Source organism: Hymenobacter sp. FMD4 (assembly GCF_058932745.1).
Map to the genome: position 1 here is coordinate 1 of NZ_JBZYWH010000041.1, position 26,394 is coordinate 26,394.

Consider the following 26,394-nt stretch of genomic DNA (forward strand, 5'->3'; position numbering starts at 1 on the left):
CTTGCACGAGCTGGCCGCTTAGCTGGCGCAGCACGGTTTCGGCTTGCTTGGCTGCGAAGCGAATGTCGAGCAAGCGGTTTTCCGCGTTGATCTGGTTGCGCTGGGCCTCGCGCAGCACCAGCGGGGTGAGCAAGCCCAAGCGGTAACGCTCCAGAGCAATGGCCACGTTCTGGCGGGCCAACTGGATGTTGGTTTCCTCGAGCTCCAGCAGCTGCAGGCGGTTCTGGTATTGGATGTACGCCTGCTCAGCGGCGGAATTCAAATCCAGCTGCGTTTGATTAAGCCGCAATTGGCTTTGGTCGACGGCGATGCGGGCATTCTGCTCCAGACGGCGGCGGTTGAAGCCATCGAAAATGGGTACCGAGGCTACCACGCCGTAGTTGAAGCCCTGGGTACGGCCGGTGTTCGTCACCAGCGCCGTACCAAAGAAGGCCGCCCCATTGACGTTGCGGTTCAAGCCGTAGCCACCGGTCAGATCCACCTGCGGAAATCGGCTGGCCGTGACAAGCCGGCGGTCGAAGTTGGCAATGTCTACCCCCAATCGGGCCTGCTGCAGCTGCGTGTTGCGCTGCTGGATGCCCTGCAGCACGGTTTCGCGCACCAGCGTTCCGCCTACTACAATGGAATCGGCTGGACTGAAGTCGGTGGCTGGCGTACGGCTGAGCAGGTTGTTCAGGTTCACCTTGGCCGTGGCCAAAGCCTCCTGTTGCTGAATAAGCAGGGCCCGGTCAGCATTGAAATCGACCTGCGCTGTCAGCAATTCCACTTTGGCCGTCACGCCCACGTCTACCTGGGCTTGGGTCAGATCAATGCGCGCCTGACCAATCTTCAGGGCTTCCTCAAAAGCCCGAATCTTGCCCGATTCGCGCACCACGGCAAAGTAAGAGTCGGTGATGTCGGCTACGGTTTGCTCTACCGTGGCGCGCGTCACTTGCTGCTGCTGGCGCTCCACTGCCCGCAGCCGGTCGTAGGCAATGAACATACCCAGGCCGTCGAACAGCGTCCAGTTCAGCGCGACATTGGAGTTCAGCTGATTGGAGCGTGCCCCGCTGGCCACACTGGGCTCGGGCCGCGCCGACGACTCCTGTCGGACGTTGTTGATGGTGAAATTCCGGATAAAGTTGCCGTTGGCAGTAGGCAACTGCCCGGCGTTACCACGGGTCACGTTGTTGCTCGCAATCTGCTCCTGACGCTGCGCAATGCGGATGCCGAAGTTGTTTTCCAACCCGATGCGGATAGCTTCTTCCAGGGAAAGAGCCGGCGCGGGCGCCACCGTCTGCGGCTGGGACAGTTGGTTGCCGGGCTTGGGAGTCGTAGTAGGTCGCGCCTGGGCTAGGCCCAAAAGAGGAGCCAGTAGCAGCCCCGAGGCCACCACACTAGCGGGTGATAAGAACAGTCGAGCGAAAAGCTGCATTCTATTGGATTAGCTAGCACAAGCCAGCCCTGGAATTAAAGCTAACCCCGCTTCCCGGATCAAACTCGGGAAGCGGGGCAGTCTGATTAGACGGTGGCTACGGCCGGCTCTTTCACCGGCTTGTCGGGCACCTGTGCTTCCTCCTGCGGCTGCACGTGGCCTTTACGGTTTTTGGCCGAGGCAAAGTATGAGTACATCACCGGCACGATGTACAGCGTCAGGATAGTCGAAAACACGAGGCCGCCCACTACGCCGATACCCATGGCGCGGCGGCTCAAAGCGCCCGCGCCCGTGGCCAGGGCAATGGGCAGAATACCCAGGATGGCCGAGAGGCTAGTCATCAGAATGGGGCGGAAGCGGGTAGCGGAGGCTTCCACCAGGGCCGTCATGTAATCCACGCCCTGCTCGGCCCGTTGGTTGGCAAATTCCACGATGAGGATACCGTTTTTGGTTACCAGACCGATCAACATAATCACGCCGATCTGCGAGAACAAGTTGAGCGTTTGGTTGAAATACCACAAGCTCAGCAAGGCACCTGCCAAGGCCAGCGGTACTGTTACCATGATAACGGCCGGGTCTTTGAAGCTCTCAAACTGCGCCGCCAGTGTGAGGTAAATCAGCACCAGCGCCAGGCCGAAGGCGAAGAGCAGGGAAGAGGAGCTTTCCTCGAAGTCGCGCGAGGCGCCGGAGAGTTCAGTGGTAAAGGTTTCGTCAAGCGTTTGATCCGCAATCCGGCGCATGGCCGCGATGCCGTCGCCCAGGCTCTGGCCTTTGGAGAGCGACGCCGAGAACGTAGCCGAGTTGTAGCGGTTGAAGCGGTAGAGCTGGGGCGGAGTGCTGCTTTCGCTCAGGCTGATGACGTTGTCGAGCTGCACTTGCTGACCGAAACGGTTCTTGACCGACAGCAAGCGCACATCCAGCGGCTGGTCGCGGTTTTCGCGGGCTACCTGCCCGATGATCTGGTACTGCTTACCCTCCCGGATAAAATAACCATAGCGCTGGCCGCTAAGACCGGCCTGCAGCGTTTGGGAAATGTCCTGCACCGACACGCCCAGGCTCTGCGCCTTTTCGCGGTCGATGTTGATGCGCAGCTCTGGCTTGTTGAACTTTAGGTTCACATCCACGAACTGGAACGTGGGGTCTTGGCGGGCCGCTTCCAGAAACTTCGGCACGGCTTCGCGCAGCTTGTCGAAGTCCTGCGTCTGCACCACAAACTGTACCGGCAGGCCACCGCCGCCGCCCGAACCAATGCTTTGGTCCTGCGACACCGAAGTACGGGCCGCCGACAGCTGCTTCACGCCCGCGCTCAGGGCATCGTTGAGCTGTTGCTGGGTCTTTTCACGCTTGTCGGCATCGGCCAGCAATACACGGGCAATACCCGTGTTGGTGCCGCCGCCGCCGCCAAAGCCCGGCGAAGTCACCGTGAATACGCTGCTGATGTTGCCTTCCGTTGAGTCGGCAATGATTTTGGTGAGCTGAGCGATATGCCGCTCCATAAACTCAAACGACGCGCCCTCGGGGCCGGTAGCGTTGACGTTGATGCGGCTGCGGTCTTCCACCGGAGCCAGCTCCGAGGGAATCGTCTTCATGAAGAAGTAGATGCTGCCCACCGTGCCCACCACGATTACCCAGGCCCACATACGGCTGGCCAGAAAGGATTCCAGGCTGCGCTTGTAACCATTGGTTAGCGCCACGAAAAAGGGCTCAGTCTTACGGTAAAACCAGTTGTGCTGCTCCTGATGCTTGAGCAGGCGCGAGCACATCATCGGGGTGAGGGTAAGCGAGACGAAGGCCGAAATCAGCACCGAACCGGCCACGACGATGCCAAACTCGCGGAACAAGCGCCCCGTGATGCCCTCCAGGAACACCACCGGCAAAAACACTGCTGCCAGTACCACCGTGGTCGACACGATGGCGAAGAAGATTTCATCGGAGCCTTTCCGCGCCGCTTCCATGGGCGGCTCGCCGTTTTCGATGCGGGCGTAGATGTTTTCCAGCACCACAATGGCGTCGTCCACCACCAGACCAATGGCCAGCACGATGCCCAGCATCGTCAGCACGTTGATGGAGAAGTTCAGCAGGTACATCACAAAGAAGATACCCACCAACGACACCGGAATGGCCACTACCGGGATAAGCGTGGAACGCCAGTCGCGCAGGAACAGGAAGATAATGACCACTACGAGCACGAAGGCCTCGAAGATGGTGTGCTTTACCTCGTTAAGCGAGTTGCGGATAAACACCGAGTTGTCGAAGCCCGGGCTTAGTTTCAGGTCCTTGGGCAAGTCGCCGCGGTACTGTTCCAGGCGCTTGTTGAACTCGTCGGCAATGTCAATCTGATTGGAGCCCGGCTGCGGTATGACGGCCATACCTACCATGGGCGTGCCATTGACCCGGAAGATGGTCTGGTCGTTTTCGGGGTACAGCTCGGCGTAGCCCACATCCGACATTCGCACCAGCGACGTAGAGTCGCGGCGCAGAATTAGGTTGTTGAAGTCTTTTTCCGACGACAAACGGCCCATGGTACGCAGCGTCAGCTGGGTATTGTCACCTTGCACAGCGCCGGAGGGCAGCTCCACATTTTCGCGCAACAAGGCCTGCTGCACTTCCACGGGACTCACGCGCAGGGCAGTGAGCTTCACGGGGTCCAGCCACAGGCGCATGGAGTAGCGCCGCTCGCCGTACACGCGCACTTCCGATACACCGGGAATCGTCTGCAGACGCTCTTTCAGCGTATTGTTGGCGTAGTCGGTCAGCTCCAGCAGCGTGCGCCGGTCGGAGCTGAGGTAGGTCATCACGATGGGCTGCGAGTCGGCGTTGGCCTTGTTTACCGTGGGCGGGTCCAGGTCGCGCGGCAGGCGGCCCCCGGCGCCCGACACCTTGTCACGCACGTCGTTGGCGGCGGCTTCCAGGTCGGTTTCGAGGTCAAATTCCACGGTGATGGTAGCCCGGCCGTCGCGCGAGATGGAAGTCAGGTTCTTGATGCCCGCAATGCCGTTCAGGGCTTCTTCCAGCGGCTCAGTCACCTGCGATTGAATCACATCGGCCGAAGCGCCCACGTAGTTGGCCGATACCGTGATGATGGGTGGATCGACGCTGGGGTATTCGCGCACCGATAGGTACCGGTAGCCGATGATGCCGAACAGCAGGATGGCCAGGCTCATCACGATGGCGAGAACCGGCCGGCTGATACTGGTGGATGATAAACTCATGGGTGGTAGCTGAATTGAATGCTTCCCTGCACAAACAGGGAAAGGATGCATCAGCTGACTGATGCTGGGGTGGTTACGTCGTTGCCGACGGAGATAAACAGCGGGTGGGCCTAGTTGATTAATTCACGCAAGCCACAACCGCCTCGGCACCGCCCAAGGCTAGGGCCTTAGTCGCCTTGGATACGAATTTTGTCGCCGGGTTTAACCTGTAGGATGCCGGTACGCATAATTGTGTCGCCGGCTGCCAGGCCCTCGGTCACCTGAATCAGCTTTTCCGAGCGAATACCAATCTTCACGTTCTGCGGCTGAGCCTTGCCACTCACCACCTTAAACACCCGGTAGCCACTGGCCTCCGGCGTTACGGCTTCCGTCGGAATCTGAATGGCTTCCTCCACCTGCCCAATGTTCAGGTTGACGCGCACGAACGCGCCGGGGCGCAGCTCCTGCTTGGTGTTGGCATAGTTTGCCCGCACCGAAAGCGTACGGGAAGTCGGGTCGATTTGGGGATTGATGGCGTATACCTTGGCTTCGTATTCCTTGCTGGTCGCTTCGTCGAGCACCGTCACTTTATCACCCACTTTCACCGCATTGGCGTAGCGGCCGGGCACTGCAAAGTCAATCTTTACCGGCGTAACACGCGAAACGGTGGTAATTGGGGCGTTCGGCGACACGTAAGCTCCTTCCGATAGCGTACGCAGTCCGGCTACGCCGTTGAATGGGGCCCGCACGTAAGTCTTGGCCAGCTGGGCCTGCAGCAGCCGTAGGTCCGACTGGGCCGTGAGCAGTTGGTTGTTGGACTGCTCGTATTCTTGCTGACTGATGTATTCCTTTTCCAGCAGCGTGCGTTGCCGGCGCTCTTGGTCGCTGAAAAGCTTGATGTTATGGCGTAGCTTCTGTAGCTGGGCCTGAATCTCGTCGGCGTTAATGGTCAGCAGCAACTGCCCTTTGCTTACCGGCTGGCCTTCTTTGAAGTTTATGCTGGTAATGCGGCCGTTGATTTCGCTTCGCAGCACCACTTGCTCATCGGCCATGATGGAACCAGTAGCCGCCACGGCGTCGGTTAGGCGCGTGGGCTGTACCACGTAGATCTGGGCCGGGACAGAAGCACCGCCGCCAGCGCCACCTTTGCCAGCGCCAGCTGCTGGTCCACCTTTGCCGCCACCACCTTTGCCACCCTCCGCCGCTTGGGAGGGAAAGAACTTTATCTTGACGAATGCCAGCACGGCTACCACAGCCGCGGCCAGCAGCCACCAACGCCACGCTCCGCCGCGGCGGGGCTCGTGGTCGTATCCGTTATCTATGTTTGCTGAATCGGTCAACGGCTCGGTTTGGGGCATGACGGGGTGAAGGGTGAATCAAAAAAACGTCGGTCCAGCTGCCTCACTAGGCGGGACCGACAGTAACAGCAACAAGCCAGCGAAAAGTTTTGGGTGGGTACATCGCCGGGCCGCGCTCAGGTTCTACGGACACAAAAAAAGCCTGCGTGTTGCAGGCTTTTTTTAAAAAAGACGGGGCCGGTTGGCCGCATCATTACATAGCGCGCTGGTTGATAAAGCCTTTGGCCAAGTCATTCAGCTTGGTATCGGTCAGTTGCTCTTCCTGCAGGGTCTGCGAAAGGAGGGAAGCTGCTTCGGTGTGGCCCAGGCGCTCCGCAAAGTGGCGAGCCGTGCCGTAGCCCGAAATTTCGTAGTGCTCAATGCGCTGCGAAGCCGCAATCAGAGCCGCGTCTTTTACTTCCGCGGTTGCGTCTTCGCTGATGGTTTCTTTGCCTTCGGCTACCAGGCCCTGCATGGCTTTGCAAGTGTGGCCACCCAGGTCCACGTTCAGGCCGCGTCCGATTTGCTCCAGGCGAGACACTTGATTTTGCGTCTCTTGCAGGTGCAATTCGAAAGCCTGGCGCAGGCGGGGGTCACTGGCTTCCTGAGCCATCATCGGCAGGGCTTTTACCAGCTGCGTCTCGGCGCTGTATAGATCTTTCAGTTGTTCGGCGAACAGGTCTTCGAGTGTGTTCAGCTTGCCTTCAAAGAATGCCATAAGAGTGGTGTTTTGGGTGATGGTAAAAGAGAGTTCGGGAATTAGTAACAGTAGCGTCAACGCTGCCCATGTACGCACCGCCAAGGGCTAAGGTTAGCTGTATTCGGTAGTATATATATTTACAGGTAAGTGAATTAGCTCGTCAGTATGCCGCCTCCCGCGCCCAATTGCGTAACTTTCGGGTCGCATGGCTCCTCGTAATTCCCGTCGTACTGTTTCTGCACTGCTGCCCTTGGAGCCGCTGCCGCTGGCCGAACTGCTCCGGCGCGTGCGCGGGGTATTGGAGCTGACCTTCGACGACGCGTACTGGGTAACAGCCGAAATAGCGGAGCTAACCCTGCCGCGCTTTGGCGCCGGGCACTGCTACCTCACACTGGCCGACCCCACTACCGGCACGGGCGGCGCCGAAGTACGCACGCAGGTGCGAGCCACTATCTGGCGCAACCGCTACGAGCTGCTAGGGCCGCATTTTGAGCAGCAAACCGGCCAATCCTTACGCGCCGGTATGCGGGTGCTAGCGCGCTGCCAGGTGCGCTTTCACGAGCAGTACGGGCTGAGCCTCGATATCATTGCTCTCGATGCCTCTTATACCGTAGGGGACCTGGCCCGGCAGCGGGCCGAAACCATTGCCAAGCTTACCGAGCGCGACTTGCTGGAGCGCAACAAACGCCTTTCGCTGGCCTTGGCGCCGCAACGGTTGGCGGTGATTTCCTCAGCTACCGCCGCGGGCTGGCAGGATTTTGTGCAACAGCTGGAAGAAGCTCCTTACGCGTTCGACGTTGCGCTGTTTCCGGCCGCCATGCAGGGCCAGGAGGCGCCCGCCAGCATACTAGCGGCCCTGGATCAGATCCGACGTGAGCGGCAGCAGTTCGACGCGGTCATTATCATTCGTGGCGGCGGCTCACGTACCGATCTGCTGTGCTTCGATGATTTCGGCTTGGCAGCTGCCATTGGTGCCTTTCCTCTGCCAGTCCTCACCGGTATCGGTCACGACCGCGACGAGGCCGTAGCCGACCTCACGGCTCACACAGCCCTGAAAACACCCACCGCCGTAGCCATTTTCCTGGTAGAGCGGCTGGCAAGGCTTGAAGCAGCTTTCGATGGTTATGGCATTCGCATCCATGAGCTTTGTACCCAGCAGCTGGGCCAGTATGGAGCTATTCTTCAGCGCTTGGGGAAGCAGGTAGTGCAGGCCAGCCAGAGCCGACTGGCTACCGAGCAGGCCGCCCTGCGCCAGCGCCTGCGTCGCGCTACCGATGACCCCCGCGAAGCCCTGCAGCGCGACGCCCGGCAGGTAACTTCGCTGCAACATCACCTGCGCCGTGCCGCTCGCCAGGCTGCCGATGGGCAGCGCCGCCGGGTGCGTCACCTGGGGCGTACGGTGCTGCGCCGCTTCCGGCAGCTGCACCAGCGCCGGCGTGAAGCCCTGCTGCGCTACCGTTACGAACTGGAAATAGCTGCCGTGCGCGCTACTGCGCGTCACGCGCTGGCGCTGGCTGCCGCCGCCACCCGCCAAGCTGCCCTTGACCCTGCTACGCTTGGCCAGCACGGATACCTGCGCGCTGATAGCTTACATCCTTTAACTACTGATGCACCAGCAGGCACCCTGCTGCTGCTCCAATTGCCAGAAGGTCCGCTGCCCGTGCAGGTAGTAGACTTGGCTGCCCTTCCCAATACGCTTCCTTAATTATGTCCGAAGCATCTCCCGACCGTACCTACCGCGACGCCATTGCCGAACTTGAAACTCTGCTTCGGCGCCTCGAAACCGAATCAGTCGACGTTGACGACCTGACGGCCAGTGCCCAGCGCGCCGCTGAATTGATTCGTTTTTGCAAGCAACGCCTACGCACTGCCGAAGCCTCCCTCGACCGTGTGTTCGACGCATTGGACGAAGAAGACGCGGAGGAGGCTTAAGCTATTAGTGCTTAATCAGTAGTCCTAGGCCTCACGGCTTGATTAGCACGTTTCTTGGCGTCGTTGACGGTTCCTGTGCCGTATCGGCTGCTGTGCAGCGCCAGGGCAATAAGCTACCTCGCTGAGCTTACTGTCCTAGTACCGCCCATTGCGGTATCCGTTGTTGGCTCCTTAATATCGCCAGCGGGTGAGGCCCATGTTAGTCTGGCTTATCTGGACGGCCTAGGTGGCTAACTTGGCCTACGACCAAACAGTGCAAAACCACAAAGCGCTAGCGAAGGGAAGCTCAGCAATTTATAATTAGCCCAGCAAAGTATTTCTCTCCATAAACCCCTTATCTTTCTACTTCCATTAGGGATGATTATTGGACTTTTTTGACATTATTGTTCAATGTATTAATCTGTCTATATATTTGTAAGCCCTAATAAGGCATACTGTTCAAACCAATCCATTTCCTTAAAACAACCTCTTGTATGGCATTTACTGGTGACGAGGGCGGCATTATCCCTCTCCAAGACGGAATCGATAAAACTACCCGCTACCGTAACGCGGGGCTGAATAGCAACAAGGCCGTATTCTTTGGTCAAGAAGTGTTGAACGAGCTACTGAAGCAGGATGGCGCCAAAGGCATCCGCTTTTATTTTGGCCTCGATACCGACGATGAACTCACGCTGGTAATGGCTGCTGCCAACTCCGAAGAAAGCGACCTGCTTGACAAGGTCGGTAATAAAGGGTCGTGCTGCCCACCCCACAGCGACTTGCAAAGCCCGTTGTTCCAGTAAAAATCCGGGTAAAGTTATGCCAGCGTCGGTTCCGACTTGGGTCATCAGCCTAAAGCAGACTGCAAACTTCATCAGTATGTTCGGCGTGCTGGTACCGTTTGCTATTGGGGTGTGGCGCTGGCATAGCTTATCCGCAGCGGCCCGCGTAATTGTCTTCTATTTCGGCTTTTGGGCGGTAGATGCCTTCGTGGATAGGTGGAGTGTACGCACGTACGGAGTAAACATCTACCTCTACCACGTCACGGTATTTGTCGAAACGTGGTTGTTGGGCTGGGCCTACTACCTGAGCATCCGCTCTGATAAGGTCCGGCGCTATTTTTTGCCTGCGGGGCTGCTTTTCTCCGTCGTGGCCATAGCCGAGGCGTATTCTACGGGCTTGCAGGAGCTAAACCATTACACGCGGGCCGTGCAGTGCGTAATCATGCTTCTATGCACGCTGCTGTACTTTGAGCAGTGGCTACGCGAACTGCAAAGTCAGAGCCCGTGGTGGAACTTCATGTTCTTGGTGAGCATCGGCCTCGTTATCTACTACGCCGGCTCGGCTATGAGCTACTTGTCCATGGACACTAAGTCAGGGAAGTGGAGCGTCATCACGCACATCACTTCGCTGATTGTTGATTTCTCCTATGTGTTTGCCATGGTGCCAATGACTTTGGGTTTATGGCGCGAAGGCAGACCACGCCCCACCATGCGCGTAAGTTCATCGACCGTGCGAAGGTGACGCTTGTGCTTAGCGCACCGAGTGATTCACCTAGTTCTGCTTTGCAGGCGCGGTACACTACACAACTATGGTTGCGTTATTGGATTTAGTAAAGACCTTATTGGTCAATTTATCAGTGTATTGACAATGTTCGTAGTAAATGACCCCTTCTGTTTATACTTTTATAACTGAGTTTGGCGTTTCGGTAAGCTTTGACTCATGGGTTAAAGATTATCGTCCCGGTTGTCAAGCTGTGCTGTCGTTCTCTACTCAGGCGGGCGCTCTTAATGTTAAATCGGCTATAAGTAATCTGATGGATTCTATGCTAATGTCTTTATTGCTTGTTACGCCAGTGCTGCTGGTGCTGGCATTAGGCATTGTAGGATTCGTGCTACGTTACCAGCGGCGGCTGTTGCTTCAGCAGGAAGAGTTGCGCCGTGAGCGGGAGCAGTCCCAGTACCAAGCGCTGGAAGCAGCACTACTGGCACAGGAAGACGAACGCCGGCGTATTGCCGCCGATTTGCACGATGCGGTGGGTACCATGCTTTCCATTGTCAAGCTGCATCTCAGTGCTCTGCCGGAGTCCCCAGCCAACGGCGAAATGTCGGCTATGCTGGATCAGGCCATTTCAGAGGTGCGCCGCATTTCCCGCAACCTGTTGCCGGCGGTACTGCAGAAATTCGGCCTGGCTTTCGCCGTTGAGGCCTTGTGCCGCTCCGTTCCCGAAGGAGGAGCACAGGTAGTACTGGAGCAAAGCGGGGAGCCACGGCGCCTGCCGCCGCATCATGAACTGGCCGTGTACCGGGTGGTGCAGGAGCTTATCGGCAATGGCCTGAAGCATGCCCAGGCGCAGCAAATCAATGTACGGCTCGAGTTCGGCAACGAGCGGCTCAGTGTAGAATATTCTGATGATGGCGTGGGGTACAACATGGCCGCACTGGATATGCAGCCGATGCCAGAATCACGTTCAGGCCTGGGACTCACCAACCTACGTAGCCGCGTTGTGGTTTTGCGCGGTATATTGCGACACGAATCTTCGCCTGGCTTAGGAACTAAGGTTTGGATTTCTTTCCCTGCCACTTACGTTTCCGCCAATCAACCTGGCGCCTCTGTTGTTACACCTACGTCATTCCCTATTTCCTTAGCCTCATGAGCTTACCTATGCGCATTCGTATCGCCATTGCCGACGACCATATCCTGTTTCGGAAGGGGTTGAAGGCATTGCTAACGGGCTTTGAGGAAGTAGAAGTGCTTTTTGAAGCCGGCGACGGCCAGGAATTGCTTGAACGGCTTGATAGTACCAGTCCGCACCCCGACGTAATCCTGATGGATCTGCAGATGCCGGTTTTGGACGGGTTGCAGACCACGCGGCTGCTGCGGGTGCAGTACCCCAACATTCGCGTCATCATCATTTCCATGCACGACGAGCCGGAACTGGTGGACAGCCTAAAGGCAGAAGGCGCTTTCGGTTATTTACTAAAAAACGCCAACCCCGAGGAAATGCGTCGGCTTATTTATGCAGCTGTAGGGCACAAGGTCGTAGCGGCGCTATAAACCGGCTCCAACCTCAAAAAGCTGGTGCGTGGGGTGCTAATCTGCGAGTAGACTTGGCAGCTAGATCTTAGTGAAAAATTCAGGCACAGCTAGGTCTGTAGCTCCGTGTTTGGGTCCCAAAATCGTTTCGCGAAATCGGTAACGGTATCCTCTACTACTGGCACTCCTTCCGCTTCCAGAGCGTCCTGCATTGCGGAGGGTGGGGTGTAGAACTGCTTGCCCGTAAGCATACCATTTCGGTTAATCACCCGGTGGCAGGGTACGTATTGCTCCCCGGTGAGGGCGTGGGCCGCTTGCATGGCCCAGCCTACGGTGCGGGCGGCACTGCGGCTGCCCAGGTAATGTGCAATGGCCCCGTACGTGGATACGCGGCCCGGTGGTATCAGACGCACCACCTCATATACGTCCTGAAAGAAGTTGCGGTAACGTTCGTTGGGCTGCTTCATCGAGCCGAAGATAGGGGCTGATTGGTACTGAGAATAGCGCGTTAGGCGAGAGGATGGTTTGGCTGCTGATACGAGAGAAGCCTCAAAAATGCTACTCTCTCCCTACCTTACCAGCCCATTCTCATTCTCACTCCCTGTTTTACATATGAAAAATCGCAACCGCGTGACGCTGGTCGCTGCTGCCTGGGGCGCTCTGGCGTTGGGAGGCTGTGCTTCCAGCTCCAAAACGGCTAGCACTGCTGCTACTGCTCCGACCACCCCAGCTGCCCCCACGGAAGAGGCTCATCCGCAGGGTGTAGGGTTGAACGTAAGCAACATGGACAAATCCGTGTCAGCCTGCGACGACTTCAACCAATTTGCGTCGGGCAATTGGTACAAAAACAACCCCATCCCGGCTGCCGAGGTACGTTGGGGCTCCTTTAACGAGTTGGCCGACAAGAACAACGCCGTGATGCGGCAGATTCTGGACGAAGCCGCCGCCAACACCAGCGCCCAGAAAGGCACCAACGCGCAGAAAGTAGGTGACTACTACTTCACCGCCATGGATACCATGGCCATCGAGGCGGCTGGGCTGAAGTACCTACAGCCCGAGTTGGCACGCATCAGCGGCGTAAAAGACCTGAAGGGTTTGCAAACGCAGATTGCCCGTGCACAAATGCTGCAAACGGGCGCCCTGTTCAATGCCTATGTGGGCCAGGACGACAAAATCAGCACGCAGTATGCCGTGAACCTGTACCAGGGCGGCCTCTCGCTGCCCGACCGCGACTATTACCTGAAAGACGACGCTCGTTCCAAAGGCATCCGGACGGCGTACATGACGTATCTGACCAACACCTTCAAGCTGCTCGGCGACAACGAGGCTACGGCCAAGAAGAACGCCGAAACAGTGATGCGCCTGGAAACGCGCTTGGCTAAGGCTTCCAAGAGCCGTGTGGATCTGCGCGACCCGTACGCCAACTACAACAAGATGACCCTGGCCGAAGCCAACAAGCGCTTCCCCAACCTGGGTTTGTCGGCCATGATGCAGCAAAATGGATTAAGCGCGGCTAAAGAGGTGATTGTGGGCCAGCCCGCATTTTTCCAGGAGGCCAGCAACGCGCTCAAAGCCGAGCCGCTTAACGACTGGAAAACTTACCTGCGCTGGCACCTAGCGACGAGCTTGACACCGGCCTTGCCAAAGGCTTTTGGCGACGAGTCGTTCCGCTTTACGCAGGTGCTCACCGGCGCCAAAAAGCAACAACCGCGCTGGAAGCGCATGATCCGCTCCACGGACGGGGCTCTGGGCGAAGCTTTTGGCCAGCTTTACGTAGACCGCGCCTTCACGCCCGAAGCCAAGGCCAAGGCCATGGAAATGGTGGCCAACATCAAGGAAGCCATGGGCGAGCATATTCAGCAGAGCGATTGGATGAGCGACGCCACCAAAAAGGAAGCCATGAAGAAGCTAAATGCCTTCACGGTGAAAATTGGCTACCCAGACCAATGGAAGGATTATTCGGCCCTGACCATCTCGCGTGAGTCGTACCTGCAGAACGTTGTTAACGCCCGAATGTGGGCGTACAAAGACAACGTGAGCAAGTTTGGCAAGCCCATCGACCGGAAGGAGTGGGGCATGACGCCGCCCACGGTGAATGCCTACTACAACCCATCGATGAACGAGATTGTGTTCCCGGCCGGCATCATGCAGCCGCCGTTCTTCGACCCCAAAGCCGACGACGCGGTGAACTACGGCGGCATGGGCGCCGTCATCGGCCACGAAATCACCCACGGCTTCGACGACCAGGGCCGGCAGTACGATGCCGAGGGCAACCTCAAGGACTGGTGGACCAAGGAAGATGCGGCCAAGTTTGAGGCCCGCGCCGCCGTGGTGGGTCAGCAGTACTCCGCCTTCCAGCCGCTGGACTCGGTATACGTGAATGGCAAGCTGACCATGGGGGAGAACCTGGCCGACCTCGGCGGCCTGAGCATCGCCTTCACGGCCCTGCAGAAGCAGCTTAAAAAGCAGTACCCAAGCGGCAATGCGCCCAAGTACGACGGTTTGACGCCGGAGCAACGCTTCTTCTTGGCTTGGGCTCAGGTGTGGCGCACCAACGCCCGCCCCGAGTACCTGCGCCAGCAGGTGCTGACGGACCCGCACTCGCCGGCCGAGTTCCGCACCAACGGCCCGTTGATGAACATGCCCCAGTTCTACGAGGCCTTCGGCTGCAAGGACAACGCCAAGATGGTGCGCGCCCAGCAGGAGCGCGCCAAGGTGTGGTAAGCTGATCGACTGATTGAAAGTGAAAAGGCGGCTCGCGTTACTTGCGAGCCGCCTTTTTTCGCTAATCAGCTGACCTTTCCGTAAAACCTGCTCATGTCTACTTACCTGACGTCAGTGCTGGTCCTCGCTGTTCTGCTGACGGCTTGCCAGCCAAACAAAACCACCGAGTCGGAAGCCACCACTGCCGAAACGCGTTCCACCACGCTGGCGCTACCCGCCCCACCCCTCGACCGTACTGCCGAATACCTAGCCAATCCGCAAGTCGGTGACGTGCTTGTGGTTCGCTTCTTCCCGGAAGGCGGCACGCAGGAGCAGTTCTATTTCTACCGCGTCTTCCGCGTGACGCCCGATACGGTGCTGACGAACCCCGCCCGGCAGCCCGCCACCACGGCTGATGCCGATGTGCGCAACAAGGACGTATTTGCGCCGCAGGCCGTGCGCGCGTACACCCGCCAGGAATTAGCCGAGTACCAGAAAGAAGACCCCACCGATCCGCAGCGTTCTAAGCTGGTGCGGATCCGGCGGGGTGAGTAAAGATGGATTAGCAACCCTGTCGTTCCATGCCAAGGCTCGGAATGACGCAGGATTTATCACTTCAAAATCTGGAGCTGCATGCCCACATCCTTTAAGGGCCAGTTGTAAGCATCCACGGGCACTTGGTTGATTTTCTCGACCACATCCATGCCTTCGGTTACCTCGCCGAATACGGTGTACTGGCCATCCAGGGCCGGCACGCCCCCCTCGGTGGCGTACACTTTCAGTTGCGTGGGCGTGAGCTTACGTCCGGCCACGGACTGAGCCTGCGCGGCGGGCATGGGTTTGCCCACCGTGAAGTAAAAGTCGTGTGAGGACGACAGACGGCCAGGGTTCTTCTCGTCGTCGTAACGCGCCATGCCCAGGGCACCGCGCCGATGGAAGTATTCCGGCTTGATTTCGGGCGGCAGGTGGTACTTGCTCAGCTTGATGGTCCGTTTGTCAGAGTTGCCGCCCTGTACCACAAAGCCCTTCTCCACTCGGTAAAACACGGTTTGATCGAGGTAGCCTTTGTTGGCCAGCAGCAGGAAGTTGGCCCGGTGCAGCGGCGTGTCCTTAAACAAGCGCACTTTCACGTTGCCCATGTCGGTTTTGATAAGCACCTCGGTTTCGGGATGTTCCTGGCCATACTTGGTCAGGATGGCTACCACATTGCTGTCGTTGATGGCGGTAAGGTCGGGGCCGGGGCGGCCGGAGCCGTCGCCGGTCAGCTCGGCGGGCTTTTCCTCGGCGGGCGGTTGCTGATTGCAGGCGGCGGTGGCCAGGATAAGCACGGCCAGCGCGGCTTGGGCCAGGGTGGGACGGAGGAAGGCAGCGGTCATGGCATCAACAAAAATCCCCCGAACCTACGAGCAGGTCCGGGGGACAAACATACGGTAGACGCTTATTTATCGCCGAAGGGGCTGTTGTCGTCTTCCTTCTCCTTTTTCTTGGTCTTGACTTTTTCCTTCTTCTCCTTGCCCTTGTCGTCTTCGCGCTTCTCCTTGGTTTTTACCTTGTCGGGGGCTGGAGCAGCGGCACCAGGGGCAGCCGGCGCATTGGCGGGTGCACCATCAGCCATGAATTCGGGCTTATCGGGTGCTTTTTCCTTTTGCATGGAGAGCAGCATGTTCTGCTCCACCAGCAGGTTTTTCTTCCAAGCCGTCAGCTGTTCGTCGAGCAGGCCCTTTTCATCCTTGCTGAGCTTGGCGGGCTTCATCAGGGCGTTCAGGTCTGGGCTGCCAGCGTCCTTCCAAGCCGTGAGCCACATCGAAGCGACCATGATGGGGGCGCCACGCAGGCGGTGCATCACCATGCCGCCTACTTTCTTGTTGTAAGCCGTGGCAAAGGCATCGGAGTAAGAGCGGCGTGTTTTGCCGTATTTGTGCGAGTAAGAGTACTTCTTTTCGGTAGTGAAACCCTTGCTGATTTCCAATTCGTAATCAAAGGTGGCGCCCAGGAAGCCGTATGATTCCTGTATTACCTTCCAAATGGCCTTCTGCGGATCATTCAGGTATTCCACTTTTTCATCGGCACCGTGAAGCTTGTACTGCGAGATGAACATCTCCGGCAGCTTCGATTCCCACAGCGAGTGCATGCCGGTTTGCTTAGAGAGCTGGCCGTCGTAGTTCTCGGTGGTGTGCAGCGGCACGAAAGCATCGGATACGTAGTGGTTCAGGTCGGCCGATAGCGCGATGATGGCCGTGGTGTCGCGTTCCTTGAAGGCCTGCGTGAGCTTGTCTTTTACATCCAGCACTACCCACGGCACGATGCCGTACTTCTTGAGCGTATCGGCAGTGTACTTGGCCACGGCTTTGTCATAGTCCTTGGGCATCATCCCGAAGGGATTGTCGCCGAAGTGGTCCATGTCGATGAAGTGCTTGCTGGCTTCCGTCGGGTCGTCGTTGCGACGCTCATCGGGAGCGGTGCAGAGCTTTACCAGCTCGGGCATGTGCCGGAAATAAAAACCTTGCATGGCCGAGGGCAGCGCGTACACGGCTACCTGCGTGATGGTGCGGTGACCAAAAAAACCCCAGCCGGGCGACAGCACCGGCACGAGCAGCACCAGCGCAAGGGAAAGAAGAACTTTTTTCATCGACAAAGTGCCAAAAGGCCGAAATCAGGTGGTTAAAGTTCGGCATTTTTTGGCGTTGGTAGTACAAAAAAAGGCCACCGTGCCGTACCACAACGCGGGTGGGCTGCTTAGGGGCCAAGGGAAGCCGTAGCGACTGGTCGGCCGAAAACGAGCATTTTTCGTTCTTGTCAGCTGTTACCTCATCAGCTGCCACCTGCCTTGAACGAAATTTCCAAAAAGAAGCCTTCGTACCGCATCAGCACGCCGCTACGGCAGTACCTGCACCAGTACGACCGTGAAACACGTCTGCCCGTGACCTACGGCGACTTGCTGCGCTCCACCGGTTCGTTTCCGTTGCTCGACCGTCAGGGCAAAGACACGCTCTGGGAGACGGTGCACTACGAGCCGCACACGCTGCTGGAGCTAAGCCAGGGGCTAACCCAGGTGTACGCACTGCTAAAGACCGACGGGGACTTGTCCTTTTCCGAACACCTGATTGCCGACCGAGTGGATTATTGCCGCTTCGGGAATTCCAATCCCTTTCGGGTGCGCATCGTCAACCAGTTCAACGACAACTACGACTACTTCTACGTGAAGCGCGCCGATGCTTCGCGGGTGTACGGGCTGGAACTGGAGCATTTGCTGTCACCCAATAGTATCAACTTTCTGGTGGCGGGCGATACGCTGATCGAGGAGCACATTGCTGGCATCCCGGGCGACGACTTTATCCGCACGCGCCTCGACCGTCCGCACCTCAACCAAGTGCGTATTGCCAAGGAGTTTGTGAAGTTCAACGAGCGGTGTTTTGCCCGCCTGCTCGGCGACATGCGCTCCTATAATTACGTCATCGATGTAACGCCCGATTTCGAAGACGAGCAGTATCGCGTGCGCGCCATCGATTTTGATCAGCAGAGCTACGAGGGACACAAAGCCATGTACCTGCCGCAGTATTTCCGCGACAACAAGCCCGTGGTGGAGCTGGTGCGGGCCCTGCTTTCGCCCGAGACCATCCGGCAGTACCAGACCGAAGAACGAACCCTGATGGCCCGCCGCGCCCGCGCCGAGCGTTACCGTCTCAAGGACCTGGTGGACTGCATGCGCGCCGAAGAACTATCGCCGCCCGACAAGATTGCGCAGCTGAAAAAAGAGCTGAACCTGCACCACCAAACCACGCAGTTCGACCGCTGCGACTCCATCGGGGACGTGGTGCGCACGAATCTGCGGCTCGCGCTAGGCCGGCCGCGGAATCAGTGAGTGATGGATGAGATAAAAACATGAGCCGACAGCCGAACGCCAACCTTGGCACTGGGCTGTCGGCTTATCACTAATTGCCGTTTAGCTGCCTTTTACGGTTTCGCTGGGGCTTTCCTGCAAGCGGTCGAGCAGCTCATCAAGCTTGCCATAGATAAAGTCGGCCGCTTGGTCGCGCATTTTCTCAACGGGGCCTTTCAGCACTTCCCGGTATTCATGGGCGCGGCCTTCTATCAGGATGGTAACGAAGATGGTCCCGGAAGGCTTATCCGGCGTTTCGGAGGCACCGGCCCCGAACAGGCCGGTAATGGCCACGCACACATCGGCCGATAGCTGTTTGTGCAAGCCTTCTACCATTTCATTGGTGGTTTGCTGGCTTTCGGCAGAGTATTCTTCCAGCGTTTTCTTTCTGACACCCAGTAGCCGCTGTTTGGCGTCGCCGTGGTACGTGACCACCGAACCTAGCAGCACATTGCTGACGCCTTCGGCCGGGGCAAGCTGAGCTGCCACCCACCCGCAGGTACAGCTTTCCGCTAAGGCCAAGGTGAGACGATGTTGCAGGAATTTCTTGACGAGGTTGTCGACGTTGGGTGTTTTCATAGCAGAGGGGTAAGGGGCCTGCTGCCATACGCGTTTTGTGGCCGCTGGGGTTATAAATTAGCTAAAAGGGCCGCAGCGTTAGCTGCGGCCCTTTTTTGAAAGCAAGCATAAATGATTAGCGGCGTATGGCCACGCGTTGCTGGTATACAGCAGTGGGAGTGGTGAGGCGCAGCAAGTACAGGCCGGCGGCAGTAGCCTTTAGGTCCAGTATGGGCTGAGCCTGGCCCGTCGGTAGAACCCAGCGTTGCACCACGCGCCCATGCAGATCAAGCAACTCTATCGGTTGGCCCTGGGCTGATTTGGGCAGGTTCAGCGACAGGCGCGAACTGGTAGGGTTAGGATACGCCTCCAGTGGTAGCACAGTCGCAACTGGGCGAGTGGTGGCCGCGACGGTATTGGTGAGGCGAGCCAGCGCGATGCGCACCTGCCCGGCTACGTAGCGGAAACTGCCGTAGACCAGTACTTTATTATCAGCAGGTTGGAGAGCTACGCCAGTAAGGACGTCATCACCTATGTATTGACCGCCTGGGATAGACACCGCCGCAAAGCTATTGTCTACAGAACCGTTGGGGTTCAGGCGTAGCAACTGTTGGTTGTAGCGCTCAGCGGGAGTAAGGGGTTGGCTTACATTGGTGCCGCTAATGGTGACAAAATAGCGCCCATCTGGCTGTATAGCGCGGAAAAAGTAGAAACCGCTCAGGCTATTAAAGGTATTATCGACTTGGCCATCTACGGTCAGGCGCACCGCTCCGTAAGAAACCGGCTGGCCGTTTACTGCCGTGAGCGAAGTCGACGAGAGCAATAGTTTACCATCTGGTTGTGCCAGCAGGCCGTAGCCCACCGGCACGTTGGCGGGCGCCGTGAAAACGGGAGCATAGGAATTGTCGAGCGTGCCGTCGGCATTAAGGCGCAGCAGGCGGTAGTCCGCTACGGGGGAGCTGGCGTCGAAATAACTTACTACCAGCTTGCCCGAAGGCTGCACTACTACATTGGCTACGGTACGGTTGCTGAGGTTGGAGTAAGGCGTGAAGGACGGATCCACAGCGCCGCTAGCAAGCAGGCGTACCAAGCCATTATAAGCGCTGTTGCCTTGTACGGCGGCGAAGTTGCCGTACACGATGATCTTGCCATCGGGCTGCCCCACCAGGCCGCGGGGTACCACCTGAAAGCCCTGGGAATTGGTGAAAGACGGAGCCATGAAGGAGTTATCGACGGCTCCCGAGGGCAATACACGCCGTGTTGTCCCCCCTGCCAGATAAAAGCTGCCGTTGGGCTGCACCGCTGATACCGTGCCCTGCAAGCCAGCAGGAAAGCTGACATCACGTGTTCCGTCGGCGTTCAGGCGCTGCAGATCGGAGGCGGCGCTGCCGCTACCCAAGGATTGGCCGTTCAGCTCCGTCATGCTGCCGCTGATCAGTAGCTGGCCATTTGATAAGGGAACCGCTTGCGTAACGGCGCCGCGCATTTCGAAGATAGGCGCAAACGATTGGTCACGGGTGCCAGTGGTGCTTGTCAGGCGGATGGCGCCGCCCGCGAAGGTGCCGTCGTAAGCGTACAAGTTGCCAACCAGCAGCGGCTGGCCGTTTAGCTCGCTGATGCCAGTAATCATCGAGAGAAGCGAAGGCGTGTTACCCACGCCGGTCCCGGTGGCAAACTGAGCGTCAAGCTGGCCGGTGGGCGAAAGACGGGCTAGTCGGCCACGAGCTACGCCGTTGTACTGGGTAAAGGTGCCGCCGATGAGTATATCGCCATTACTCTGCCGGGATATAACCGATACCGAGTTGTTCGGTCCGGTACCTGTTTGAAAAGTCGGGTCAAAGCTCCCATCTGATAACAAACGGGCCAGATAACGAGCAGGCTGGCTATTAAGCTGCGTAAAGTTGCCGCCCACCAGCAGCTTTCCATCGGGCTGCTGCACTACCACCGATACCCCCGTGCCATTGCTTATGGTACCCGAAGCGAAGCTGGCGTCGATGGTTCCATTCGGCTGCAGGCGCACCAGTCCACCGATAGGCTGTCCATTGAAGTCGGTGAACAAGCCACCCACTACAATTTTGCCGTCGGTCTGCACTAGCACACTGCGGATGCCGGGGTAAGCAGGGCTGCTCGTGGATGGACCGGCAGCTGTAAAGTTGGGGTCGGGAGTGCCGTCGGCGTTGAGGCGGATGAGGCCGGCCGCCGGGGCTCCGTTGTACTCAGTGAATGTACCGCCAAGTAAAATTTTACCGTCGGACTGTAAAGCCATCGAAAAAATCTGCGCGTTGGCTCCCCGGTTGCCGGCGTTGAAGCCAGCATCAAGCGTACCGTTAGCGTTCAGCCTAGTCAATAGGCCGACGGGCACACCATTGTAAGCGGTAAAGCCACCGGCAATGAGAATTTTGCCGTCGGGCTGAAGCAAAATCGTTTGTACAAAGCCGTGCGGGCCAAGGCCGCCCGGATTGAACGTGGCGTCTGTGGTACCGTCTGCATTTAGCCGGCGGAGTTTGCCACCGAAAGAGCCATTCAGAAAATCAAAGCCTCCGCCGATAAGCAGCTTGCCATCGGGCTGCACCGCATGCCCCCATGCCAGCGGAATGCTATAAGTGCCACTAATCTTGGGCGTAATAGCTTGGAAGGTGGGGTCCAGCACCTGAGCGGCGAGCGGTGCCACGGTTGCCACGTAGCTCAGTACTAGCAGCAGCAGAGAGCGAGTAAAGTGTTTGATCATAAAAAAAGGAAGGATTGAATAAATGAAATGTGATTCACGGCTACAAAATAGGCTCTGCTAGTCGCTGAAACCGACCGCCATTCAAGGTACATCAGAGCTTATGTATTCTTCAGCGGCGGCAAAAAGTGCCCCACGCCTGCAGCAAAATAGCGCATCCATTCTCAGAACGGAGAATAGCCACTGAAAACAGCTGCTTCTGGCCGGGCAGAGCCCGATGAAGTAAGGTGGTCATTGGGCCATAAACGGTTGACAAAGGCTGGCTCAGTACAATTACTCCTGCCGGTACACCGCGCCCTGTTTCATTACGAAGCGTACGCGCTGCATCACCCTGATATCTTGCAGCGGGTCACCATCCACGGCTACCACGTCGGCGAACTTGCCAGCCTCGAGGCTGCCGAGGTTAGCCGTTTGGCCCAGCAGCTCCGCGGCGTTCAGGGTAGCGGCGCGCAAGGCTTCCAGCGCCGGCATGCCGGCTTCCACCATGTACTGAAACTCGTAGGCATTCACGCCGTGCCGAAACACCGAGGCATCCGTACCAAAGGCAATCTTAACACCGGCCTTGTAAGCCTTGCCAAATGTTCCCTGCAGCTTCGGGCCGATGGCCAAGGCCTTGGGCGTCACCAGCGGCGGGTAGTAGTTCGGGTACTTGGCGGCGGAGTCGGCTACAGACTTACCGGCGGTGATGGTAGGCACATACCAGGTGCCATTTTTCTTCATCAGCCGCATGGTTTCGTCGTCCATCAGCGTGCCATGCTCGATGCTGGTTACGCCCGCCCGTATGGCGCGCTTCATGCCCTCGGCGCCGTGGGCGTGGCAGGCTACGGTGAGGCCCAGGTCGCGGGCGGTTTCCACCACGGCCCGGATTTCATCCTCCGTAAACTGCGGAGCTGAGCCGTCCTTGGCTACCGATAGCACGCCGCCGGTGGAAGCAATTTTGATCAAATCGGCGCCGCGCTTGTATTGCTCACGCACGGCTTGGCGGCACTGGTCAGGGCCGTTGGCTACGCCGTCGGTGGGGCCGGGCATGCGCATCAGGTCGAGGCGGTAGCCGTTGGTGGGGTCCATGTGCCCGCCGGTGGCACTGATAGCTTTGCCCACGGTGAAGATTCGTGGGCCAGCTACCTGCCCGCGGTTAATAGCGTTGCGCAAGGCAATGTTGACGCCCGAGCCGCCCAGGTCGCGCACCGTCGTAAAGCCCGCCATCAGCGTGGTACGGGCGTGGGCTTCGGCCTGGTAAGCTACATCGGCGGGGTTTTGGGTGAAGCCTTGCAGTTGGTTGTCCTTGTTTGTTTCGCCCTCCACGTGCACGTGACAGTCGATGAGGCCGGGTAGCACGGTGCGATTTTTCAGGTCGATAACCTTGTCGGTGGGGCCGGCCGCGGCGGCGTAGCCGGCTTGCACGGCCTGCACGCGGCCGTTTTCAATGACCAGGGTTTGCTCCGTGAGCAACTTACCGGCGCGCACATCCAGCAAGCGGCCGCAGTGCAGGTAGGTTTTTTGGGCCAGCGCCGGGCCGGCAGTCAGTAGGCTTGCCGCCAGCAGTAGGGTAGAGGTCAGCTTCATAAGCACAGCAACGGGAAAACTTCGGGAATAAGAGCCGGGAAGATACGCTACAAAAGAATGCTGCATGCCGACTAAAATATTTGGATTACGTACCTTTCTCGCAGGCCCCAAACCCATGGCCCGCTAATCGTCTCACCATCACACTTCGCACCCGCATGGCTACTCAGGAAGAATTCGAACAAGCTGCCCAACGCGCCCAACAACTGCCCAAAAAGCCCGATAACATGACGCTGCTCAAGCTATACGCGCTCTACAAGCAAGCCTCAGAGGGCGACGTGAGCGGCGACCGGCCCGGCGGCTTCGATTTCAAAGCCATTGCCAAGTATGATGCCTGGGCGGGCCTGAACGGCAAAAGCCAGGACGAGGCCCGTCAGGAGTATGTAAGCTTGATTAATCAGCTTTTCGAGCAGGCCTAGCCGCATCTTGCAATAAAACAGAGCGGGGTGCTCGGCCATGTGGCCGAGCACCCCGCTCTCACTTTGATTGTACCTAGACTTTTTTCGGCGGTAGGTCGAAGGCTACAGCGTTGTGCTCAAAGTGGCCTTTGTGCGAACCGTCGCAGAAGGGCTTCTGGCTGGAGAGTCCGCAGCGGCAGATGCTCACGAGTGTGCGTCCGCCCAGCCCATACGGCTGGCCCTGGGCATCCACAATTTCGAAGTCTTCGCCTTCGACGCGCAAAGAGCCGTTGTTATTGACGGTGAGTTTGATGGGCATGAGTTGAATGGTTAAATGGTCAAATTGAGGCAAGGACTGAAACAGCATGTGCTAGACAGCGCATGTTACGGGCTTGATTTGTCCGACTAGCTACCTGGTTGCGTGGCCGTTTAGCCATTTAAGTGCTTCCGCATCACGTAGTCGTTCATCCAGTACGGGCCGATGGGAATGTCTTCCTCCCGGTGCTGCTGGAAGCCCATACGTTCGTAAAAGCCTAGGGCGGGGTTGTGGCGGTTGACGTTTAGCTCCAACCATTCGCCGCCCGCCTGGCGCGCTGCTTCTTCTACGGCACCCACTAGCTGCTGGCCGAGGTTGCGGCCCTGGTGCGAAGGCAATACGTACAGTTTGTGCAGCTTATACACCGCGGGCTCGGCAGCACGAGCGCTGAAGGAAGCATAGCCTGCCGGATAGCCTTCGTAGTGCAAAAGCAGAAAGCGGTGGCCATCCTCGGTCATCTGCCGCTGCAACGAGGCGGGCGTGTAGATAACGCGGTACATGTAGTCGATCTGCTCCTTCGAGATGATGAAGCGGTAGGTCGGCTCCCAGGTGGCTTCGGCCAGCTCAATAATGACCGGAATGTCGGCCAGGGTGGCGGGCTGAATGGCTACGGGAGCGGCGGCTGAATCGGGCATAAGACGCAATGAAGGCCTAAATTTGCGAAATCCTGCACGTTGTTACGCGTCAGCGGCGGGTTTGGCCCGAAATTTCGGGATAGGCGACCGTATCCCCGGTGCTGCCGCAAGCGCCGCGAACAGCATACCCCTTACCACCATGAAGCGAGTATTCTTTTCCGTTGCGACCCTTCTGACTGCCGCGCTGCTGACACCCGTCGCCGCATCGGCCCAGCAGACGAAACCGGCAACCTCGGCTAATGACCCCAAACTATCACCTGTGGAGCGTGATTTGCTGCGTTTCCGCGACTGGGTGAACGATAAAGTAGACCGCGCCGAAACCGGAGCCCGCCGCGAATGGCCTAAGACCATGGCCGAGTACGACCGCCAAAGCGCCCGCCTCGACCGCGCCACCGATAGCCTCTCGGTTCAATCGCGCCGCGAGTACAGCACCCTCAAAAGCCGCTACCATAACTGGGAAACCAACCAGCGCCGGCTGGAAGAGCAGGCCAAACAGCCCCGTACGCAGCAGCAGGTGCAGGACGAAATGCTCGGCGAAAAAGCCAACCTAAACACGGCTCGCGCTAGCGAGATGCACGACCTCTACGGCCGTTTTATCGACTACGTGCGCGTAAACCGCTATGACTGGACCATAGAAGATTGGGCGCAAGCCAGCGCCGTACTCACCCGCCTGAATCAGCGCTATGAGAAGGTACGGGAACAAATCAGCCTTGACGAGCGGCTGCGCATCCGCTCCTGGCAAGCCGAGTTCCGCACGCTGGAAAAGGCCAAGCAGACTAAGAAAGCAATCAACGACTAAGCTGCCGACGATTTGGCTGCGGCACGTAGGGCCTGCTGCCGTAGCCATCTCCAAGCCGCTCCCACGCTGTAGAACATTTGCAACTCCAGTTGCTGCCGAATCTGGTCGATTAGAGCCGCGTTTTCGAGGGAAACCATCGTGTCGGCGTTGATGACGTAGGCAAAGGCTTGCAAACCATTGGCCTTGGCATGCGGAATCCATTCAAATTCAACCCAGGCCATGGCGTCGCCCCAGTCGCCGGTGGTGTCGCGCTTGTCGTTCAGCAATCCGAGGGGATGCAGCTTTTCGTGCCAGGGCAGGCTGGCCGTGGCCACCTGTATAACCGCCTCGCTGGTGAGGTGACCATGCCAGCGGGCGTAGAGCATGCGCTCAGCCGGATAGTAGCTCAACTCAGCCACCAAGTGGCCATAGTCATCGGTTACCTCATGCACCAACTCGGGTACGGAATGCAAGGGCCGAACGGGGCGGTTGGAAGGGGGAGAAGAAGCCATATATCAATAAGATACAATATTTTAAATGTTAGCGCTAAGTCAGCACAAACAAGCTGAACAGCTGCGCGCTTTGCCTTACTTTTGCAGGCTCCATTCTGATTTCGCTTCTGCTCATGCATATCGCCATCGTTGGCAACATCGGCGCCGGTAAGACCACCCTGGCCCATAAGCTGGCCCATCACTTCAACTGGGAAGTGTTTCTCGAAGACGTAGACCACAATCCCTACCTAAAGGATTTTTACGACGACATGCCCCGGTGGTCGTTTCACCTGCAGGTATATTTTCTCAATAGCCGCTTTCGCCAGACGCAGCGCATCAAGGAAATGAAAGCGGTGGGCAAAGGCGTCATTCAGGACCGTACCATCTACGAGGACGCGCACATTTTTGCGGCCAACCTGCACGAGTCGGGCCTGATGATTGAGCGGGATTTTCAGAACTACCTGAACCTGTTTGAATCAATGATTAGCATGGTGGATCCGCCGGATCTGCTACTGTACCTGAAAGCCGATTTGCCGAAGCTCATTCATCAAATTGAAAAGCGTGGCCGCGACTACGAGAACAACATGCGCATCGAGTACCTGCGCAACCTCAACGAGCACTACGAGAAGTGGATCAGTGGCTACAAAGACGGCAAGCTGCTCATCGTAGATGTCAGCCAGCTGGATTACGTCAGCCGCCCCGAAGACTTAGGCACCATTATCGAAAAGATTCAGGGCAAGCTGTTTGGCTTGTTTGAA

General features: G+C 57.9%; 25 protein-coding genes. 12 read left to right on the plus strand and 13 right to left on the minus strand.

Annotation, left to right across the window (positions count from 1 at the left end):
- From AC5FXY_RS21570 to AC5FXY_RS21585, 4 genes are all read right to left on the minus strand, one after another.
- Window positions 1-1,414, minus strand: a 1,414-nt coding sequence (locus AC5FXY_RS21570) for a TolC family protein (protein WP_493558799.1), incomplete at its 3' end; no start/stop codon positions are given.
- An 86-nt stretch (window positions 1,415-1,500) separates the two neighbouring features.
- Window positions 1,501-4,626: an efflux RND transporter permease subunit gene (locus AC5FXY_RS21575; protein WP_493558800.1), complete on the minus strand. Its 3,126-nt coding sequence runs from the start codon at window positions 4,624-4,626 to the stop codon at window positions 1,501-1,503.
- A 167-nt stretch (window positions 4,627-4,793) separates the two neighbouring features.
- Complete coding sequence (locus AC5FXY_RS21580) at window positions 4,794-5,963, minus strand: efflux RND transporter periplasmic adaptor subunit (protein WP_493558801.1); 1,170 nt, start codon at window positions 5,961-5,963, stop codon at window positions 4,794-4,796.
- Window positions 5,964-6,156: 193 nt separating this feature from the next.
- A complete protein-coding gene (locus tag AC5FXY_RS21585) occupies window positions 6,157-6,660 on the minus strand; it encodes a YciE/YciF ferroxidase family protein (RefSeq protein ID WP_493558802.1) in 504 nt (167 codons plus the stop codon).
- 187 nt (window positions 6,661-6,847) lie between these two features.
- Between AC5FXY_RS21585 and xseA the strand changes: the two genes are divergently transcribed.
- The 6 genes from xseA to AC5FXY_RS21615 all read left to right on the plus strand — a co-directional run bounded on the left by xseA (window position 6,848) and on the right by AC5FXY_RS21615 (window position 11,610).
- Window positions 6,848-8,347, plus strand: coding sequence for an exodeoxyribonuclease VII large subunit (gene xseA / locus AC5FXY_RS21590; protein ID WP_493558803.1), 1,500 nt, complete (start codon window positions 6,848-6,850; stop codon window positions 8,345-8,347).
- A gap of 2 nt (window positions 8,348-8,349) precedes the next feature.
- Window positions 8,350-8,574: an exodeoxyribonuclease VII small subunit gene (gene xseB, locus AC5FXY_RS21595; protein WP_493558804.1), complete on the plus strand. Its 225-nt coding sequence runs from the start codon at window positions 8,350-8,352 to the stop codon at window positions 8,572-8,574.
- 473 nt (window positions 8,575-9,047) lie between these two features.
- Window positions 9,048-9,356, plus strand: coding sequence for a hypothetical protein (locus tag AC5FXY_RS21600; RefSeq protein WP_493558805.1), 309 nt, complete (start codon window positions 9,048-9,050; stop codon window positions 9,354-9,356).
- Window positions 9,357-9,432: 76 nt separating this feature from the next.
- Window positions 9,433-10,077 carry a hypothetical protein gene (locus tag AC5FXY_RS21605; protein ID WP_493558806.1) on the plus strand — a complete coding sequence of 215 codons (645 nt, stop codon included), beginning with the start codon at window positions 9,433-9,435 and terminating at the stop codon, window positions 10,075-10,077.
- A gap of 139 nt (window positions 10,078-10,216) precedes the next feature.
- Window positions 10,217-11,209, plus strand: a complete 993-nt coding sequence (locus AC5FXY_RS21610; RefSeq protein ID WP_493558807.1) for a sensor histidine kinase — start codon at window positions 10,217-10,219, stop codon at window positions 11,207-11,209.
- Window positions 11,206-11,610: a response regulator gene (locus AC5FXY_RS21615; protein ID WP_493558808.1), complete on the plus strand. Its 405-nt coding sequence runs from the start codon at window positions 11,206-11,208 to the stop codon at window positions 11,608-11,610. The genes AC5FXY_RS21610 and AC5FXY_RS21615 overlap by 4 nt, the downstream gene beginning before the upstream one ends.
- An 89-nt stretch (window positions 11,611-11,699) precedes the next feature.
- On the opposite strand, the gene AC5FXY_RS21620 is transcribed toward AC5FXY_RS21615, so the two are convergent.
- Entirely contained in the window at window positions 11,700-12,056 is a 357-nt protein-coding gene (locus AC5FXY_RS21620) for an MGMT family protein (protein WP_493558809.1), read from the minus strand.
- Between the two features lie 145 nt (window positions 12,057-12,201).
- Here AC5FXY_RS21620 and AC5FXY_RS21625 point away from each other — a divergent pair, with 145 nt between their 5' ends.
- A complete protein-coding gene (locus AC5FXY_RS21625; RefSeq protein ID WP_493558810.1) occupies window positions 12,202-14,313 on the plus strand; it encodes a M13 family metallopeptidase in 2,112 nt (703 codons plus the stop codon).
- A 93-nt stretch (window positions 14,314-14,406) separates the two neighbouring features.
- On the plus strand, window positions 14,407-14,847 hold the full coding sequence (locus tag AC5FXY_RS21630) for a hypothetical protein (protein WP_493558811.1): 441 nt from the start codon (window positions 14,407-14,409) through the stop codon (window positions 14,845-14,847).
- 56 nt (window positions 14,848-14,903) lie between these two features.
- Here the strand turns inward: AC5FXY_RS21630 and AC5FXY_RS21635 are convergent, their stop codons facing one another.
- Together AC5FXY_RS21635 and AC5FXY_RS21640 are read right to left on the minus strand one after the other, a co-directional pair.
- Window positions 14,904-15,668, minus strand: coding sequence for a peptidylprolyl isomerase (locus AC5FXY_RS21635; RefSeq protein WP_493558812.1), 765 nt, complete (start codon window positions 15,666-15,668; stop codon window positions 14,904-14,906).
- Between the two features lie 62 nt (window positions 15,669-15,730).
- Window positions 15,731-16,921: a zinc dependent phospholipase C family protein gene (locus tag AC5FXY_RS21640; protein ID WP_493558813.1), complete on the minus strand. Its 1,191-nt coding sequence runs from the start codon at window positions 16,919-16,921 to the stop codon at window positions 15,731-15,733.
- A 198-nt stretch (window positions 16,922-17,119) separates the two neighbouring features.
- On the opposite strand from AC5FXY_RS21640, the gene AC5FXY_RS21645 reads away from it, so the two are divergent.
- Window positions 17,120-18,154 (plus strand): hypothetical protein, encoded by a 1,035-nt coding sequence (locus tag AC5FXY_RS21645; protein WP_493558814.1) that lies wholly within the window; start codon window positions 17,120-17,122, stop codon window positions 18,152-18,154.
- Window positions 18,155-18,235: 81 nt separating this feature from the next.
- On the opposite strand, the gene AC5FXY_RS21650 is transcribed toward AC5FXY_RS21645, so the two are convergent.
- The 3 genes from AC5FXY_RS21650 to AC5FXY_RS21660 all read right to left on the minus strand — a co-directional run bounded on the left by AC5FXY_RS21650 (window position 18,236) and on the right by AC5FXY_RS21660 (window position 23,021).
- Window positions 18,236-18,751 carry a CinA family protein gene (locus AC5FXY_RS21650; RefSeq protein WP_493558815.1) on the minus strand — a complete coding sequence of 172 codons (516 nt, stop codon included), beginning with the start codon at window positions 18,749-18,751 and terminating at the stop codon, window positions 18,236-18,238.
- 115 nt (window positions 18,752-18,866) lie between these two features.
- Complete coding sequence (locus AC5FXY_RS21655) at window positions 18,867-21,458, minus strand: T9SS type A sorting domain-containing protein (RefSeq protein ID WP_493558816.1); 2,592 nt, start codon at window positions 21,456-21,458, stop codon at window positions 18,867-18,869.
- 270 nt (window positions 21,459-21,728) lie between these two features.
- Window positions 21,729-23,021 carry a metal-dependent hydrolase family protein gene (locus tag AC5FXY_RS21660; protein ID WP_493558817.1) on the minus strand — a complete coding sequence of 431 codons (1,293 nt, stop codon included), beginning with the start codon at window positions 23,019-23,021 and terminating at the stop codon, window positions 21,729-21,731.
- Between the two features lie 155 nt (window positions 23,022-23,176).
- Between AC5FXY_RS21660 and AC5FXY_RS21665 the strand changes: the two genes are divergently transcribed.
- Entirely contained in the window at window positions 23,177-23,437 is a 261-nt protein-coding gene (locus AC5FXY_RS21665; protein ID WP_493558818.1) for an acyl-CoA-binding protein, read from the plus strand.
- 73 nt (window positions 23,438-23,510) lie between these two features.
- Here the strand turns inward: AC5FXY_RS21665 and AC5FXY_RS21670 are convergent, their stop codons facing one another.
- A complete protein-coding gene (locus AC5FXY_RS21670; protein WP_493558819.1) occupies window positions 23,511-23,735 on the minus strand; it encodes a CDGSH iron-sulfur domain-containing protein in 225 nt (74 codons plus the stop codon).
- 110 nt (window positions 23,736-23,845) lie between these two features.
- Window positions 23,846-24,367 (minus strand): GNAT family N-acetyltransferase, encoded by a 522-nt coding sequence (locus AC5FXY_RS21675; RefSeq protein WP_493558820.1) that lies wholly within the window; start codon window positions 24,365-24,367, stop codon window positions 23,846-23,848.
- Between the two features lie 139 nt (window positions 24,368-24,506).
- Here AC5FXY_RS21675 and AC5FXY_RS21680 point away from each other — a divergent pair, with 139 nt between their 5' ends.
- The gene (locus AC5FXY_RS21680; protein WP_493558821.1) at window positions 24,507-25,166 is read left to right on the plus strand and encodes a DUF6565 domain-containing protein; all 660 of its coding nucleotides are present in this window, start codon (window positions 24,507-24,509) and stop codon (window positions 25,164-25,166) included.
- Here AC5FXY_RS21680 and AC5FXY_RS21685 read toward each other — a convergent pair.
- Complete coding sequence (locus AC5FXY_RS21685) at window positions 25,163-25,657, minus strand: hypothetical protein (RefSeq protein ID WP_493558822.1); 495 nt, start codon at window positions 25,655-25,657, stop codon at window positions 25,163-25,165. The genes AC5FXY_RS21680 and AC5FXY_RS21685 overlap by 4 nt on opposite strands.
- 113 nt (window positions 25,658-25,770) lie before the next feature.
- Between AC5FXY_RS21685 and AC5FXY_RS21690 the strand changes: the two genes are divergently transcribed.
- The coding region (locus tag AC5FXY_RS21690; RefSeq protein WP_493558823.1) for a deoxynucleoside kinase at window positions 25,771-26,394 on the plus strand (624 nt) is incomplete at its 3' end.

What these genes read in the sequence shown, in the direction of transcription:
- AC5FXY_RS21615 (WP_493558808.1), top strand. Translation starts at nt 11,206, where the DNA reads ATGAGCTTACCTATGCGCATTCGTATCGCCATTGCCGACGACCATATC.
- AC5FXY_RS21655 (WP_493558816.1), bottom strand. Translation starts at nt 21,458, where the DNA reads ATGATCAAACACTTTACTCGCTCTCTGCTGCTGCTAGTACTGAGCTAC.
- AC5FXY_RS21600 (WP_493558805.1), top strand. Translation starts at nt 9,048, where the DNA reads ATGGCATTTACTGGTGACGAGGGCGGCATTATCCCTCTCCAAGACGGA.
- AC5FXY_RS21610 (WP_493558807.1), top strand. Translation starts at nt 10,217, where the DNA reads ATGACCCCTTCTGTTTATACTTTTATAACTGAGTTTGGCGTTTCGGTA.
- AC5FXY_RS21685 (WP_493558822.1), bottom strand. Translation starts at nt 25,657, where the DNA reads ATGGCTTCTTCTCCCCCTTCCAACCGCCCCGTTCGGCCCTTGCATTCC.
- AC5FXY_RS21660 (WP_493558817.1), bottom strand. Translation starts at nt 23,021, where the DNA reads ATGAAGCTGACCTCTACCCTACTGCTGGCGGCAAGCCTACTGACTGCC.
- AC5FXY_RS21675 (WP_493558820.1), bottom strand. Translation starts at nt 24,367, where the DNA reads ATGCCCGATTCAGCCGCCGCTCCCGTAGCCATTCAGCCCGCCACCCTG.
- AC5FXY_RS21650 (WP_493558815.1), bottom strand. Translation starts at nt 18,751, where the DNA reads ATGAAAACACCCAACGTCGACAACCTCGTCAAGAAATTCCTGCAACAT.
- AC5FXY_RS21640 (WP_493558813.1), bottom strand. Translation starts at nt 16,921, where the DNA reads ATGAAAAAAGTTCTTCTTTCCCTTGCGCTGGTGCTGCTCGTGCCGGTG.
- xseA (WP_493558803.1), top strand. Translation starts at nt 6,848, where the DNA reads ATGGCTCCTCGTAATTCCCGTCGTACTGTTTCTGCACTGCTGCCCTTG.
- AC5FXY_RS21620 (WP_493558809.1), bottom strand. Translation starts at nt 12,056, where the DNA reads ATGAAGCAGCCCAACGAACGTTACCGCAACTTCTTTCAGGACGTATAT.
- AC5FXY_RS21580 (WP_493558801.1), bottom strand. Translation starts at nt 5,963, where the DNA reads ATGCCCCAAACCGAGCCGTTGACCGATTCAGCAAACATAGATAACGGA.
- AC5FXY_RS21585 (WP_493558802.1), bottom strand. Translation starts at nt 6,660, where the DNA reads ATGGCATTCTTTGAAGGCAAGCTGAACACACTCGAAGACCTGTTCGCC.
- AC5FXY_RS21575 (WP_493558800.1), bottom strand. Translation starts at nt 4,626, where the DNA reads ATGAGTTTATCATCCACCAGTATCAGCCGGCCGGTTCTCGCCATCGTG.
- xseB (WP_493558804.1), top strand. Translation starts at nt 8,350, where the DNA reads ATGTCCGAAGCATCTCCCGACCGTACCTACCGCGACGCCATTGCCGAA.
- AC5FXY_RS21625 (WP_493558810.1), top strand. Translation starts at nt 12,202, where the DNA reads ATGAAAAATCGCAACCGCGTGACGCTGGTCGCTGCTGCCTGGGGCGCT.
- AC5FXY_RS21665 (WP_493558818.1), top strand. Translation starts at nt 23,177, where the DNA reads ATGGCTACTCAGGAAGAATTCGAACAAGCTGCCCAACGCGCCCAACAA.
- AC5FXY_RS21670 (WP_493558819.1), bottom strand. Translation starts at nt 23,735, where the DNA reads ATGCCCATCAAACTCACCGTCAATAACAACGGCTCTTTGCGCGTCGAA.
- AC5FXY_RS21630 (WP_493558811.1), top strand. Translation starts at nt 14,407, where the DNA reads ATGTCTACTTACCTGACGTCAGTGCTGGTCCTCGCTGTTCTGCTGACG.
- AC5FXY_RS21680 (WP_493558821.1), top strand. Translation starts at nt 24,507, where the DNA reads ATGAAGCGAGTATTCTTTTCCGTTGCGACCCTTCTGACTGCCGCGCTG.
- AC5FXY_RS21635 (WP_493558812.1), bottom strand. Translation starts at nt 15,668, where the DNA reads ATGACCGCTGCCTTCCTCCGTCCCACCCTGGCCCAAGCCGCGCTGGCC.
- AC5FXY_RS21605 (WP_493558806.1), top strand. Translation starts at nt 9,433, where the DNA reads ATGTTCGGCGTGCTGGTACCGTTTGCTATTGGGGTGTGGCGCTGGCAT.